Origin of the sequence: Amycolatopsis sp. NPDC049252 (assembly GCF_043197175.1) — a bacterium.
Taxonomy (GTDB): domain Bacteria; phylum Actinomycetota; class Actinomycetes; order Mycobacteriales; family Pseudonocardiaceae; genus Amycolatopsis.
In genome coordinates this window covers 34,713-50,393 of record NZ_JBICSQ010000007.1, presented here as the reverse complement: position 1 = coordinate 50,393, position 15,681 = coordinate 34,713, and the positions used below count along the sequence as shown (strand labels likewise).

At 73.1% G+C, this 15,681-nt stretch carries 7 protein-coding genes; 5 read left to right on the top strand and 2 right to left on the bottom strand.

Features of this window, described 5'->3' with window-relative positions:
* Positions 1-131: 131 nt before the first annotated feature.
* Both ACGFMK_RS12190 and ACGFMK_RS12185 read left to right on the top strand, forming a co-directional pair.
* Positions 132-431 (top strand): hypothetical protein, encoded by a 300-nt coding sequence (locus ACGFMK_RS12190; protein WP_323331883.1) that lies wholly within the window; start codon positions 132-134, stop codon positions 429-431.
* Positions 428-3,157 carry an AAA family ATPase gene (locus ACGFMK_RS12185; RefSeq protein WP_392761114.1) on the top strand — a complete coding sequence of 910 codons (2,730 nt, stop codon included), beginning with the start codon at positions 428-430 and terminating at the stop codon, positions 3,155-3,157. The genes ACGFMK_RS12190 and ACGFMK_RS12185 overlap by 4 nt, the downstream gene beginning before the upstream one ends.
* Positions 3,158-3,252: 95 nt before the next feature.
* Here ACGFMK_RS12185 and ACGFMK_RS12180 read toward each other — a convergent pair whose 3' ends face one another.
* Entirely contained in the window at positions 3,253-4,458 is a 1,206-nt protein-coding gene (locus tag ACGFMK_RS12180) for a macrolide family glycosyltransferase (RefSeq protein ID WP_392761112.1), read from the bottom strand.
* Positions 4,459-4,515: 57 nt separating this feature from the next.
* Positions 4,516-5,187, bottom strand: a complete 672-nt coding sequence (locus tag ACGFMK_RS12175) for a VC0807 family protein (protein WP_392761109.1) — start codon at positions 5,185-5,187, stop codon at positions 4,516-4,518.
* Between the two features lie 185 nt (positions 5,188-5,372).
* Between ACGFMK_RS12175 and ACGFMK_RS12170 the strand changes: the two genes are divergently transcribed.
* The 3 genes from ACGFMK_RS12170 (at position 5,373) to ACGFMK_RS12160 (ending at position 15,664) form a co-directional block, all read left to right on the top strand.
* On the top strand, positions 5,373-6,710 hold the full coding sequence (locus tag ACGFMK_RS12170) for a histidine kinase (RefSeq protein ID WP_392761106.1): 1,338 nt from the start codon (positions 5,373-5,375) through the stop codon (positions 6,708-6,710).
* Positions 6,674-7,330, top strand: coding sequence for a response regulator transcription factor (locus tag ACGFMK_RS12165; protein WP_323331878.1), 657 nt, complete (start codon positions 6,674-6,676; stop codon positions 7,328-7,330). Before ACGFMK_RS12170 ends, ACGFMK_RS12165 begins: the two co-directional genes overlap by 37 nt.
* Positions 7,331-7,537: 207 nt before the next feature.
* A complete protein-coding gene (locus ACGFMK_RS12160; protein ID WP_392761103.1) occupies positions 7,538-15,664 on the top strand; it encodes a type I polyketide synthase in 8,127 nt (2,708 codons plus the stop codon).
* Positions 15,665-15,681: the final 17 nt, after the last annotated feature.

Here is a 15,681-nt window from a genome sequence, read left to right as displayed (position 1 = left end):
ACTGGGGATGCATCATGAACGTTCAAGAAATCGCACAGACGGCCCAGGCTCCCGGCGGTTTCGACTGGGACACCATCAAGAACATCATCGGCGGGCTGGCCTCCGGCTGCCCTTAGTCATGGAGACTGCCCGTGTACATGGCAAGCGTCACACTTGCCGCGTCGGGCGAGGCCACACACCGTGAGTTGGACCCGCACCTGCTGGTGGACCTGCTCTGGGCGCTCGCCGAACCAGGGCTGGGAATCGAACACATGCGTGTCGCCACCAGCCCGGGTCGCATAGAAGTCGTTTTCTTCTCCACCGCACCGGACGCACATTCGGTCGCGGTCACCGGAATTCATCTCTGCGAAACCGCCGCGTCATCCGCCCCGCAATTGCGCGGCTGGTTCGTCGTGCCGCTCGCCGGGAATGAGGGGCCTGGTCTGCAATGAAGTTCGTCCACCATCAAGCCGAAATGTCCATTTTAGGAGAAATGTACGACGGTGTCGTGCAGGGCAGGGGCCGGGTCGCGCTCATCGGCGGCCCGGTCGCGAGCGGGAAGACCAGCCTGCTCGGCAGGCTGGCCGACCACGCCCTGGACGCCGGCGCCGTCGTCCTGCAAGCCATCGCGTCCGACTCCGAGCGGGACCTCCCGTTCGGGGTGCTCGGGCAGCTGGTGCAGAGCCCGGCGGTCCCGGCCGGGATGGCCGACGAGTTCGCCGCCCTCCTCGAGAGCGGCGTAACCACCCTCGCGGGTGATCCGAACGCGGCGCGGCAGCACACGTCCCGGGCGGTGGCCACCGCGCTGCTCAAGCTGTCCCGCACGGCGCCGGTGCTGCTGGTCGTCGACGACCTGCACCACGCCGACGAGGATTCGCTGCACTGCCTGCTCTTCCTGATGCTGCGCATCCGGACCGCCCGGATCCTGGTCGCGCTGGGGGAGCGCACCAGCGACCGGTCGGTCGGCCCGGCGTTCCACGCCGAGCTGGTGCGGCTGCCGCACTGCCGCCGCATCCGGCTGACCACCCTGCCCGCGGACGGTGTGGTCGAACTGGTCACCGGGGAGCTGGGCATCGACGCCGCCCGGCTGCTGGCGCCCGGCTACCACGAGCTCACCGGCGGCAACCTGCTGCTGGTGCACGCTCTGCTGGAGGACCACCGCACCGCGGGCGGCCCGGCCGAGCCGTCACCGGGCTTCGCCTTCCGCAACGCGGTCCTGAGCTGCCTGCGCAGCAGTGATCCGCTCGCGCTGGACCTGGCCGCGGCGGTCGCCGTGCTGGGCGACGCGGGACGGGCCGCCGATCTGGCCGGAGCCGGCGCGGACGAAGCGGTCCGTGTGCTCGGCGACCTCGAATCCGCCGGCATCCTGAGCGGCGGCCGGTTCCGGCACCCGGCCGGCGCGGCCGCGGTGCTGGAGGCCATCGAACCGGGCCGGCGGGGCCGGCTGCGCCGCCGGGCCGCCCGGCTGCTCTACGAAGAAGGCGCCGACAGCCGCAGCGTCGCGGAAATGCTGGTCGCTTCCGAAGACCTCGACGAGCCGTGGGTCGCCACCGTGCTCCGCACCGCCGCGGAGCAGGCACTGGCCGAGGACGACGTCGAAAAGGTCGTCCGCTACCTCGAACCGGTGAGCCGGCTGGGCGACGACGCCCAGCGGATCGCCGTCACGACTTTGCTCGCCGACGCCGAATGGCGGGTCTCCCCGGTCGCGGCCGAACGCCGGATCCGCGCGCTGACCGCCGACCTCGGGGTCGTCGCGAGCGCCCCCGGGCCCGTGCGTCACCTGCTGTGGCACGGCGAAGCCGAGGAAGCGGCCGAGGGGTTCGGCAAGCAGATCGAAAACACCGGCATGTCGCTCGACGCCGAGGCGCTGTGCCTGTCCGTCGCGTGCACCCATCCGGCGCTGGCGAAGCGGCTGCCGGTCCCGGCCCGGCCCGCCGGCACCCGCCCGGTGCCCAGCGGCACGGTCGTCGACACCCAGTGGCGCTCGGCCCGCATCCTGAGGGCGGTCCTGCGGGGCCGCTACGGGGACAACGTCGTCGTCGCGGTCGAGCAGATCCTGCAGAGCACGCGGCTGGCGGACGCCACCGTCCAGCCGCTGACCTTCGCACTGCGGGCCCTGATGTACGCGGGCAGCACCGACCGCGCCCTGCCGTGGTGCGAACGGCTGCTGGAGGAGGCGGCCAAGCGGCGCGCGCCGGCGTGGCAGGCGGTGTTCAGCGCGCTGCGGGCGGAGATCGCCGTGCGGCAGGGCGGTCTCCCGGCCGCCGTGGAGCACGGCGCGAAGGCCCTCGCGCTGATCTCCGCGCCGAGCTGGGGCGTGGCGATCGGGTCGCCCTTGGCGAGCCTGATCCTGGCGCGCACCGAGATGGGTGCGCACGAGGAGGCCGAGGCGCTGCAGGCCCAGCCCGTGCCGGCCGCGATGATGCGGACCGTGCACGCGCTGCCGTACCTCTACGCCCGCGGCCGGCACCACCTGGCCACGGACCAGGTGTACGCGGCGCTTCGGGACTTCATGGCCGCCGGTGAGCTGATGACGGCGTGGGGCATCGACCTGCCGTCGCTGGTCCCGTGGCGGGCCGGCTGCGCCGAGGCGTACCAGCGGATCGGCGACCGGGCGAAGGCCGCCGAACTGGTGGACGCCCAGCTCAACCTGGTCAGCGACAGCAACGCCGCCGCGCTCGGGGCGACGCTGCGCGTGCTGGCGAACACGCACGAACTGGCCGACCGGCCGCCGATGCTCAAGAAGGCCGTCGACGAGATCCAGGCCGGGGGCGACCGGCTGGAGCTGGCGAAGGTGCTGGCGGACCTGGGCCGCACGCACCACGAGCTGAACGAGACCAGCCGCGCCCGGATGGTGGTCCGCCGCGCCTGGCACGTGGCCCAGGACTGCCGGGCCGACGCCGTGTGCCGGGAGCTGCAGCCGCACATGTCCGCCGAGGACCTCAAGCCGGCGTCCGAAACCGGCGACACGGACCGGCTGGCCCTGCTGACCTCGGCCGAGTACCGCACCGCCGCACTGGCGCGGCACGGCTACACCAACCGCGAGATCGCGCGGAAGCTGTTCATCACGGTGTCCACTGTGGAGCAGCACCTCACCCGCACCTACCGGAAGCTGAAGGTCGGCAACCGCGCCGACCTGCCCGCCGGGCTCGAACCGTCGATCGCCGGTACGGCTTGACCCGCCACCACCCGAAAGTCCGTGAGGGCCACATCGAGGGACCTAGAGTCCCTCGATGTGGCCCTCACGGACTTGAGCGGTCGGCTGGTGGAGTGTCAGCGGGACGCGGTTTCGGCGTAGGTTTCCAGCTTGTCCGCGGCGGTCCGGGTACCCCCGGCTTCGCGGACGCGGTGGCTTTCGGCGCGCAGCCGGGCGTGCAGCGCGTCGTCGGCGAGCACGGCTTCGACGGCTTCGCGCAGGCTCTCCGGCGTGACCTCGTCGCGGTCCAGGGCCCGGCCGAGGCCCAGCTCGGCGATCCGCCGGGCCACGACGTCCTGCTCGGGCATCTGCGGCACCGCGACCAGCGGCGTGCCGAAGTACAGCGACTCCATCGTGCTGCCCATCCCGGCGTGGCAGACGAACGCGGACGCGTGACGCAGCACGGAAAGCTGCGGGACCCGGGCGTGCACCTCGACGTTCGGCGGCAGCTGCCCGAGCTCGGCCACCGGGACGCGGTCGCCGATCGCCATCACGACGTGCACCGGCCGGCCCGCGAAGGCGGCCACGCAGGCGCGGAAGAAGCCGGGACGCAGGTTGTGCGCCGTGCCCAGCGAGACGTAGACGATCGGCAGCTCGGTCTCCGGCGGCGTCCAGTCACCCTGGAACCCGCGCTCGGACAGGCACGGCCCGACGAAGCCGAAGCGCTCGTCGAAGGTGTCGCCGGCGTACTGGAACTCGCGGGTCAGGAAGACCAGCCGCGGCTCGTCCGGCTCGCCGCGCGTGATGTCCTCGGGTGTGACGTCTTCAAAACCGTTGTGGGACAAGAAGTCGGTGAACTCGGCGCGGAACGCGGCGGTGGCCGGGTGCTCGGCGGCCACACCGGCGATGCGCTCGGCCTCTTCGGCGACGGAGTACTCGGTGTTGGCGGCGAAGGTCGGGAACAGCTCCAGCGTCGGCCGGTCCCAGCGGCGGCCGAGCATCCGGGCGAGCGGGTACATCGTGACGTCGTAGGCGATGACGTCCGGCAGGTCGCCGTCGAAGTGCGCCAGCAGCGCCGGGGCCAGCTGCGCGCTCTCCCGCAGCAGGATCAGCGGCAGCCACGCGACGTCGTCGGCGGTGACCTTCTTGCCGGGGTGGGCCGAGGTGAGCGTGGTGTCGACGACGAGGACGTCGGCGCCGGCGGCCCGCAGGGCGGGCGCGAACTCGGCGGTGGCGGCGTAGGTGACCCGGTGGCCGCGGCCGACGAGCTCGGCCACGACGGCGATGGTGGGGTTGACGTGCCCGTGGGCGGGGATGGTGACGAACGCGAAATGGCGGGACATGGTCTGCTTCCTTTTCGGAGGTTTCGTCCGGATCTCCGGCGGGCGGGGCGGGGTGGTTCAGGCGGCGACGGCGCCGGCCGGGCCGCTCTTCTTCTTGTCGCCGATCAGGCCGGTGCGCTGGCCGTAGACCTGGCCGAAGATCTGCAGCCCGACGAACAACACGGCGTACTGCGCGCCACCCAGCCCCGGGACCAGGTCGACCGGCAGGGTGTAGGCCATGACCCCGCGGACCACGGCGTCAAGCACGAGCGCGATGCCCCAGGCGGCGGTGACGACGCGCATGCCGTGGCGAAAGCTCTCCGAGGTGGCGAAGCGGTGGGTCCAGGTGTCCTCCGGCGCCTTCGCCTTGGCGTCGGCGATCGGCCGCGCGGCCTCGTAGATGAACGGGCGGTTCGTGCGGAGCGTGGCGAGCAGCCACAGGCCGGCGACGGCGGTCAGCCAGCCGTCCTTGGCCAGCAGGAACCGCTCGCTGCCGGTGAGGAACGACGCGGCGACGCTGAGCACCAGGATGGTCAGGGTGAACAGCGCCAGGCCGCCGACCTTGCGGGTCCTCGCGACCTGCCAGATCACGTGGACCAGGGGCGCGGCCCCGCCGGCGAGCAGGGCGAGCAGCTGGTCGACGCCGGCGGCGCGGAGACCGTAGTAGAGGGCGATCGGGGCGACCAGGTCGACGACCAGGTTGGTCACGATGGCGCCGGCGGCGCTGGTCTTCGGAGCGGTGGTGGTCATCGGGTTCTCCCAGGTCGTCGGTGGTGTGTTTCCAACGTAGAAGCCCGTGGATCTCGTCAGAACCCCTCTTCTACCCCGACCTGGGTGGAGTTTTCTTTAGGCAAGCAGGGGTGGTATCCGTCTCCGCCCGGACACACTCCGTGAGTCAGACTGACCGGGTGGGCACGCCCGGAGGAGGAACCGACATGAGTGACACGGCGGTCGCCGTGGGCGCGCCGGCGGCCACCCGGCTGCGGCAGGCGCCGCGGGACCTCGCGCGCGGGGCCGCGCTCGGCCTGCTCAACGTGGGGGAGGCGGCGCTCGCGATCGCCACCCTGCTTTCGCTGGTGCTGTGGTTCGGGCTCGGCATGTTCCCGCTGTTCCTGCTGGTCACGGTGCTGATCCGGCGGATCGCGAACACCGCGCGCGAGCTGTCCGGGCGCTGGTCCGGGGTGCCCGTGGCGGTGCCGTACCGGCCGCGGCCGACCCTCGAGCGCACCGAGCACGGCTGGTACTGGAGTGGGAAGGACTACCACAAGCGCCGCTGGTTCGCGGCGGTCTCGCTGCGGGTCCGCTGGATCTGGGGCGACCCGGCGACCTGGCGCGACCTGGCCTGGCTGCTGGCCGACCCGGTGGTCGGCGGCGCGCTCGCGCTGTTCCCGGTGCTGCTGGTGCTGGCCGGGCTGGCCGCGGTGCTGCTGGCCGTGGGCCAGGCGGCGGGGATCGTCGGCGAGCTTTCGTGGCTGGGCGGCACCGAGGTGCCGCTGCAGATCGCCGTCGGGCTGGCGTGCGTCGCGGCCGGGGTGGCCTTCGCCGGACCGCTGCTGCGCCTGCGCGGCGAATGGACGTCGCTGCTGCTCAAGCCGGGACGGCGGGGAAAGCTCAACGACCGCGTCCAGCAGCTGACCCGCACCCGCGCGGACGCGCTGGCCACGCAGGCCGCCGAGCTGCGCCGGATCGAGCGCGACCTGCACGACGGCGCCCAGGCGCGGCTGGTCGCGATGCGGATGAAGCTGGCCGCGCTGTCCCAGTTCATCGACCGCGACCCGAGCCGGGCCAAGGAGCTGGTGACCGAGCTGCGGGACTCCTCGAGCAAGGCCCTGCAGGAGCTGCGGGACCTGGTGCACGGCATCCACCCGCCGGTGCTCGCCGAGCGCGGTCTGCGCGACGCGCTGCGGGCGTTCGTGCTGGACCTGCCGCTGGACGCGACCATGGACATCGAGCTGCCCGGCCGGTTCGAACCGGCGGTGGAGGCGGCGGTGTACTTCAGCGTGTGCGAGGCGCTGGCCAACGTCGTCAAGCACGCCGAAACCCGGGACGTCACCGTGCGGCTGCGGTTCGCCGACGGGCTGCTGACCGGCGCGGTGGTGGACGAAGGCCGCGGCGGCGCCGATCTTGCCGCCGGGTCCGGGCTGCGCGGGATCACCCAAAGGCTCGAAGCCTTCGACGGTAGTCTGAGCGTCGTCAGCCGGCCCGGCGGACCGACCCGCGTGAGTTTGGAGATCCCGTGCGCGTTGTGCTCGCCGAAGACCTCGCTCTCCTGAGGGACGGCTTGACACTGCTGCTGCAGTCGCACGGTTTCGACATCGTCGCCGCGGTGGAAACCGGGCCCGAGTTGCTGAAGGCGCTGCTGGAGCACCGCCCGGACGTGGCCGTGGTCGACGTCCGGCTGCCGCCGAGCTTCACCGACGAAGGGCTGCAGGCCGCGCTGGCCGCGCGCAAGCAGGTGCCCGGGCTGCCGGTGCTGGTGTTGTCCCAGCACGTGGAACAGTTGTACGCCAACGAACTCCTGCAGGACGGCGCCGGCGGCGTCGGCTACCTGCTGAAGGACCGCGTGGGCGACGCCGAGGAGTTCGTCGAGGCGGTGCGGCGGGTCGCGGCCGGCGGCACGGCGATGGACGCGACGGTGATCGCGAAGCTGCTGGCGCGCCAGGCGCGCAACGAGCCCTTCGAGACGCTCAGCCCGCGCGAGCGCGAGGTGCTGGAGATGATGGCCGAGGGCCGGTCCAACGCCGGCATCGCGCAGAGCCTCAACTTCAGCGACGGCACCGTCGGCAAGCACATCTCGAACATCTTCACGAAGCTGAACCTGCCACCGTCCAACGACGACAACCGGCGGGTGCTCGCGGTGCTGACCTACCTCAACCGCGGCAAGGCCGTCTGACCCAGCTCCGCCCTCGGGGTCCGAGGGCGTTTTCCCTTGTACCGCAGGGTGACGTGCAGGGTGCCTAGGGGCCCCGCTAGGGGTTTCTGGCCTGGTCGGGGCTCAGTAGCGTTTTTCCTGTTCACGACGAACGTCGGGCGTTCGCACGCCGCGTGACGGGCTCGTCGCGGCAGCTCCCGCCCGTCCGCGATCTGTGGAGGACTCGCCTTGTCCAAGCTTGAGTTCGGCATCGCGATCGTCGGAATGGCCTGCCGCCTGCCCGCCGCGCCGGGACCGGGGGCGTACTGGGACCTGCTGCGCCACGGCCGGCACGCGGTCACCGAGACCCCGCCCGAGCGCTGGACCGGGACAGACGATGCGCCCGGCACCGGCTTTGGTGCCTTCCTCGACGACGTGGACGGCTTCGACGCCGCCTTCTTCGGGATTTCCCCGCGCGAGGCCGCGGTGATGGACCCGCAGCAGCGGCTGATGCTGGAGCTGAGCTGGGAGGCACTGGAGGACGCCGGCCTGCCGCCGTCCCGGCTCGACGGCGAGAACGCGGGTGTCTTCTTCGGCGCCATCTGGGACGACTACGCCCACCTGCTCACCGAGCACGGTGTGAGCACCCAGCACTCCCTGACCGGCTCGCACCGCGGGGTGATCGCCAACCGCGTCTCCTACACCCTCGGCCTGCGCGGACCGAGCCTCGTTGTCGACAGTGGACAGTCGTCTTCGCTGGTCGCGGTGCACCTGGCCTGCGAAAGCCTGCGCCGCGGCGAATCCGCGGTGGCGCTCGCGGGCGGGGTCAACCTGAACCTCATCCCGGAGAGCGCGGTCGGCGCGTCCCGCTTCGGCGGGCTGTCCCCGGACGGCCGCTGCTTCACCTTCGACGCCCGCGCCAACGGGTACGTGCGCGGTGAAGGCGGCGGCCTGGTCGTGCTGCGCCCGCTCGCCGACGCCCTCGCCGACGGCGACCGCGTCTACGGCGTCATCCGCGGCACCGCCGTCAACAACGGTGGTACCGCGGAAACCCTGACCACACCGAGTGAATCCGCGCAGCGCGAGGTGCTGCGGCTGGCGCACGAACGGGCCGGCACCGAGCCGGGTGACGTCGAGTACGTCGAGCTGCACGGCACCGGCACGCGCGTCGGCGACCCGATCGAGGCCGCCGCGCTCGGCGCGGTCATCGGTACGGCCCGCGCGGCCGGCACGCCGCTGCTCGTCGGTTCGGCCAAGACGAACGTCGGCCACCTGGAAGGCGCCGCGGGCATCACCGGGCTGCTGAAGGCGGTGCTGTGCCTGTGGCACGGCGAGATCACGCCGAGCCTCAACTTCGCCACCCCCCACCCGGACATCCCCCTCGACGCGCTGAACCTGCGCGTGACGACCGAGCCGACGCCGTGGACCGGGCCGCACCGGCTGGCCGGGGTCAGCTCCTTCGGCATGGGCGGCACCAACTGCCACGTCGTGCTCGCCGCGGCCCCGGCACCGGAGCACCGGGCCGGCGGCGGGGACCCGCTGCCGCTGGTGCTGTCGGCCCGGTCGCCGGAAGCACTGGCCGCGCAAGCGAAATCGCTGTGGGACCAGCTTGCGGCACACGACCCGGTCGACGTCGGGTACTCCCTGGTGACGACGCGGGCGTCCCTCGACCACCGCGCGGTGGTCGTGCCGGACGGCGATCTCGCGGGGGCGCTCGACGTCCTCGCCGCCGGGGGATCGTCGCGATCGGTGGTCCGCGGGACCACCCGGGACGCGCGTCCGGTGGTCTTCCTGTTCTCCGGTCAGGGGAGCCAGCGAACCGGTGCGGGGAAAGCGCTTTACGCGACCGATCCGATCTTCGCCGCCGCGCTGGACGACGTCTGCGCCCGCTTCGACCGCCACCTCGACGTCCCACTGCGCGACGTCCTGTTCGAGCCCACGGAACTCCTCGACCAGACCCGGTACACGCAACCCGCGTTGTTCGCCCTCGAAGTCGCGCTGTTCCGCTTGCTGGAAAGCCGTGGCGTGCGTCCGTCCATCCTCATCGGACACTCGGTCGGCGAGCTGGCCGCGGCCCACGTCTCCGGGGTGCTCTCCCTCGACGACGCGGCCGAGCTGGTGGCCGCCCGCGGCCGGTTGATGGACGCGTTGCCCGGCGGGGGAGCGATGCTCGCCGTCGAGGCCACCGAAGCGGAAGCGCTTTCCGCCCTGACGACCTCCACCGTCTCGATCGCCGCGGTCAACGGGCCGCGGGCGGTCGTGCTGTCCGGCGACGCGGACACCGTCTCCGCGCTGGCCGCGCACTTCGCCGGGCTGGGGCGCAAGACCAAGCGCCTCAAGGTGAGCCACGCGTTCCACTCGCCGCACATGGACGCGATGCTCGACGACTTCCGCGCGGTCGCCGCGCGGCTCAGCTTCGCGCCGCCGCGGATCCCGATCGTCTCGGGCCTCACCGGCCGGATCGCCACCGCCGAGGAACTCGCCGACCCGGCGTACTGGACGCGGCACGTGCGCGAGGCGGTCCGTTTCGCTGACGCTGTAAGCGCTGTCGGCGACGCCGTGTTCGTCGAGCTGGGCCCGGACGGCGTCCTGTGCGCGATGGCCCGCGAGAGCGTTTCCGGCACCTTCGCCGCCGCCCTGCGCCGGGACCGCGACGAGACCTTCACGTTCCATCACGTCCTGGCGCAGCTGCACGTCCACGGCACCGACGTCGACTGGGCCGCGGTCTACGGCGACCGTGGCAACCGCGTCGACCTGCCGACCTACCCGTTCCAGCGCGTCCGGCACTGGTTCGACGGCCCGGCGCGCACCTCGGCCCCGGCCGCCGAGCGGTCGTGGGCGCAGAGCGTCGCGGACCTGCCCGCCGCCGAGCGCGACCGCCGGCTCGTCGACGTCGTCCGCGCGGGTGTCGCGGCGGTGCTCGACTACGCCGGGGCGAACGACGTCGACGCGGACCGGACGTTCAAGGAGCTCGGCATCGACTCGCTGACCGCGGTCGAGCTGCGCGACCACCTCGGCCAGGTGACCGGCCTCCGGCTCGGCAGCGGCGTGCTGTTCGACCACCCGACGCCGGCCGCGCTGGCCCGGCACCTCGAAACCGAGCTGTCCGGCGCTCCCGAGGCCGCCGCGGAGGCCGTCGCCGCGAGCGACGAGCCGATCGCCATCGTGGCGATGAGCTGCCGGTACCCCGGCGGTGTCCGGACCCCCGAGGATCTGTGGCGGCTGGTCACCGAAGGCGTCGACGCGATCGGTGACTTCCCGGCCGACCGCGGCTGGGACCTCGACGCGCTCTACGACCCCGACCCGGAACACGCCGGCACGACCTACGCCCGCGGTGGCGGGTTCCTCGACGGCGTCGCGGACTTCGATCCCGCGTTCTTCGGCATTTCGCCGCGGGAGGCCGTCGCGATGGACCCGCAGCAGCGGGTGCTGCTGGAGCTGACCTGGGAGGCGTTCGAACGCGCCGGCCTCGACCCGGCCGGGCTGCGCGGCACGGCCACCGGGGTCTTCGTCGGCGCGATGGCCACCGACTACGGCCCGCGGCTGCACGAAGCGGCCGGCGGCGCCGACGGCTACCTGCTCACCGGCACCACCGGCAGCGTCGTCTCGGGCCGGCTGGCCTACACGTTCGGCCTCGAAGGGCCGGCCGTCACGGTCGACACCGCGTGCTCGTCTTCGCTGGTCGCCCTGCACTGGGCGGCGCAGGCCCTGCGCGCCGGCGAATGCTCGCTGGCGCTGGCCGCCGGGGCCGCGGTGATGTCGCGGCCCGGCATGTTCATCGAATTCTCGCGCCAGCGCGGGCTGTCCGCCGACGGCCGGTGCAAGGCGTTCTCCGCCGCCGCGGACGGCACCGGCTGGGCCGAGGGCGCCGGAGTCCTGGTGCTGGAACGGCTTTCCGACGCCCAGCGCCACGGCCACCAGATCCTGGCCGTGCTGCGCGGTTCGGCGGTCAACTCCGACGGCGCGTCCAACGGTCTCACCGCACCCAACGGCCCTTCGCAGCAACGGGTCATCCGCCGCGCGCTCGCCGCCGCCGGGCTGTCCACATCGGACGTCGACGCTGTGGAGGCGCACGGCACCGGGACGACCCTGGGCGACCCGATCGAGGCCGACGCGCTGATCGCGACCTACGGCCGGGACCGCGAGACGCCGCTGTGGCTGGGGTCGCTGAAGTCCAACATCGGGCACACGCAGGCGGCCGCGGGCATCGGCGGCGTGATCAAGATGGTCCAGGCCCTGCGTCACGGTGTCCTCCCGCGCACGCTGCACGTGGACGAGCCGACCCCGCACGTCGACTGGTCCGCCGGGAGCGTCGCCCTGCTCACTGAGCAGCGACCGTGGCCGGAGACCGGCCGGCCGCGTCGAGCCGCCGTGTCGTCCTTCGGCGTCAGCGGCACCAACGCCCACGCCGTGCTCGAACAGGCCCCGGCGACCGACGCGCCGGAGTCCACACCGGGCCCGGCGCCGGTCGTGCTGTCCGCGCGGACCGAAAGCGAACTGCGTGACCAGGCGAAGAACCTCCTGGCCTACCTGACCGACGCGTCCGTGTCCGATGTGGACATCGCGCACACACTGACCTCGACGCGGGCGCGGTTCCCCCAGCGTGCCGTGCTGCTCGGCGCCGACCTCCGCGACCAGCTCCGCACCCTGGCCGATGGTGGCAGTTCGCCCGACGTCGTCACGGGCTCGGTGCGCGGTTCCGGGCGGACGGCGTTCGTCTTCCCGGGCCAGGGTTCGCAGTGGGCCGGGATGGCGGTCGAGCTGGCCGAGTCGTCGCCCGCGTTCGCGGCACGGCTCGACGAGTGTGCGGACGCCCTTGCGTCCCATGTGGACTGGTGCCTGCTCGACGTCCTCCGGGGTGTCGAGGGCGCGCCGGGGTTCGACCGGGTGGACGTCGTGCAGCCGGTGTTGTGGGCGGTGATGGTCTCGCTGGCCGCGTTGTGGCGTGCGCACGGGGTCGAGCCGTCCGCCGTCGTCGGACACTCGCAGGGCGAGATCGCGGCGGCCGTCGTCGCGGGAGCGTTGTCCCTTGAGGACGGTGCGTTGGTCGTCGCGTTGCGCAGCAAGGCGATCCTGGCCCTGGCCGGACGCGGTGGAATGGTCTCGATCCCGTTGCCGTACGACGAGGTGACGGCGCTGATCGACGACCGGATCTCGGTGGCGGCGGTCAACGGCCCGCGGTCCACCGTCGTCTCGGGCGACGCCGACGCCCTCGACGAGCTGATGGACCGCTGCGAGGCCGGGGAAATCCGGGCGAAGCGGATCCCGGTGGACTACGCGTCCCACTCGGCGCACGTCGAATCCCTGGAAGCCGAGCTGCTGGACGTCCTGGCCCCGATTCGCCCACGCGCCGTGGAGGTGCCGTTCTACTCGACGGTCACCGGCGACCCGCTCGACACGACCGTGATGGGCGCCCGGTACTGGTACGAGAACCTGCGCAACACGGTCCGGTTCGAGGCGGTCGTGCGGCAGCTGGCCGAGCGGGGCCACTCGGTGTTCGTCGAGTGCAGCCCGCACCCCGTCCTCACCATCGGCGTCCAGGACACTGTGGACGAACTCGGCGCGGACGCGGTCGCCGTCGGCACCCTGCGGCGTGACGACGGTGGCCCGGCCCGGTTCCTGAACGCGCTGGCGCAGGCCCACGTCTGCGGCGCCACCCCGGACTGGAACACGGTGCTGCCCGGCGGCCGGGTCGTCGAAGACCTGCCGACGTATCCGTTCCAGCGGCAGCGGTTCTGGCTCGAAGCCGACGCGGGCGCGGGCGAGCTGTCCTCGGCCGGGCTGGGCGAGGCCGGGCACCCGCTGCTCGGTGCCGCCGTCCGGCTCGCCGGCACCGGTGGTCTGCTCTACACCGGGCGGCTGGCCCAGCGGACCCACCCGTGGCTGACCGACCACGCGGTGTTCGACACCGTGCTGCTGCCCGGGACCGCGTTCGTCGAACTGGCGTTGCGCGCGGCCGAGGACACCGGCTGCGACGCGCTCGAAGAGCTGACCCTGGAGGGCCCGCTGCTCCTGCCGGAGCGCGGTGCGGTCACCGTGCAGGTCGCGGTCGCCCCGGCCGACGACGACGGCCGCCGCGCGATCACCTTCCACTCCCGCCAGGACGATCAGGGCGACTGGACCCGGCACGCGACCGGCGTGCTCGGCACCTCGTCGGCCGCCGGTACCGCCCTGACCGAGTGGCCGCCCGCGGCCGAACCGATCGACGTCGACGCGCTCTACCAGGCCCTCGCGGACGCCGGGTTCGGGTACGGCCCGGTGTTCCAGGGCCTGCGCGCGGCTTGGCGCTCCGGCCAGGAGGTCTACGCCGAGGTGGTCCTGCCGACCGACGACGCCGCCCGGTTCGGGCTGCACCCGGCCCTGCTCGACGCCGCGCTCCACGGCGCCGGGCACGACGTCCTGATCGGCGCCGACGGCACGAGCAGCATCCCGTTCTCCTGGCGTGGCATCACCCTGCACCGCACTGGCGCGGCCGCGTTGCGCGTCCGGCTGACCGTGGGTGAGGGGGAGCTGGCGCTCGCCGTGGCCGACGAGACCGGCGCACCGGTGGCCACAGTGGACTCCTTGCTGCTGCGACCGCTGACGCGGACGCTCACCGGTGCCGCGCCCGACTCACTGTTCCGGGTGGACTGGACCGAACTCGAACTGTCCGAAGCAGACTCTGCTGTCCTTCGGTGTGACGATCTCGACGAGCTGGAAACGCCGGAAGGGTTTGTCGCCGTCCGGGTCGCGCCGGAGGTGGACGAGCTGGCGGAGCGAACCCACGCGGCCGCCGCTCGGGCGCTGGACCTGGCCCGGCGGTGGACGTCCGACGAGCGGTTCGCGGCGGCCAAGCTGGTGCTGCTAACCTCGGGTGCCCGGGCGGACGACCCGGCGGGGGCGGCGGTCTGGGGCCTGATCCGCGCGGCGCAGTCCGAGCACCCCGGCCGGTTCGTGCTCGCCGACGTCTCACCGGCGGAGGAAGACCTCCTGCCGCAGGCCCTCGCCTCGGGAGAGCCGCAGGTCGCCGTGCACGCGGGTACGACGTACGTGCCGCGGCTGCGCCGGGTCAAGCCCGCCGAGGGTGACCTGCCGGTGCTCGACGGCACGGTCCTCGTCACCGGCGGCACCGGCACGCTCGGCGCGTTGCTGGCCGAGCACCTGATCACCGGGCACGGCGTCCGCAAGCTGGTCCTGACCAGCCGGAGGGGTCTGGACGCACCGGGTGCGCCGGAGCTGGCCGAGCGGCTGCGCGGACTCGGCGCCGACGTCACGATCGCCGCCTGCGACGCCGCCGACCGGGAAGCGCTGTCCGGCCTGCTCGACGGGCTGCCCGACCTCACCGGCGTGGTCCACGCGGCCGGGGTGCTCGACGACGGCGTCCTCGCCTCACTGACCCCCGAGCGCCTGGCCACGGTGCTGCGCCCGAAGGTCGACGCGGCCGTCCACCTGGACGAGCTGACCGCGGACCGGCCGCTCACGGCGTTCGTGCTGTTCTCCTCGGTGGCCGCGACACTCGGCACCGCGGGGCAGGGCAACTACGCCGCCGCCAACGCGTTCTTGGACGCGCTCGCCGCGCGGCGGCGGGCTCGCGGCCGGGCCGGCACCGCGCTGGCCTGGGGGTTCTGGGCCGAGCGCAGCGGCATGACCGGGCACCTCGCCGACGCCGACCTCAGCCGCATGACGCGGTCCGGCGTGGGCGCGCTGCCCAGCGCCGAAGGACTCGCGCTGTTCGACGTCGCGCTGCGCCAAGCCGACGCCGCGCTGGTCCCGGCCCGGCTGGACCTGGCCACGCTCCGGGCGCGCGCCGGCGGGGACGTCCCGCCGCTGCTGCGGGAGCTGATCCGGACCCGCTCTCGCCGTGCCGACGACCAGGTGGAGACCGCGTCACTGGCCGGCCGGCTGGCGGCGGCCCCGGACGCGGACCGGCCGCAGCTGGCGCTGGACGCCGTGCTGGCCGAGACCGCGACCGTGCTCGGCTTCGCCTCGGCCGCGACGATCGACGGCGACCAGGCGTTCAAGGAGATCGGCTTCGACTCGCTGACCGCGGTCGAGCTGCGCAACCGGCTCACCGCGGCGCTCGGCCTGCGCCTGCCGGTGACGCTGATCTTCGACCACCCGACCCCGCGCGCCCTGGCCGGTTACGTGCTGACCGAGCTGGCACCGGCCGCGCCGTCGGTCTCGGACCTGCCGGTGCTGGCGCAGCTGGACCACCTGCGCGGCGCACTGTCCACGGTGGACTCCGGCGACCCCGACCGCGCGCGGATCACCGCGCGGCTGCGGACCCTGCTGGCCGAATGGACCGAAGACGAGCACCCGGCGGACGACGTCGAGATCGACACCGCCGACGACGATGCGATGTTCGCGCTGATCGACAGCGAACTCGGGACTGTGTGAGGGATGGGCGACATGCC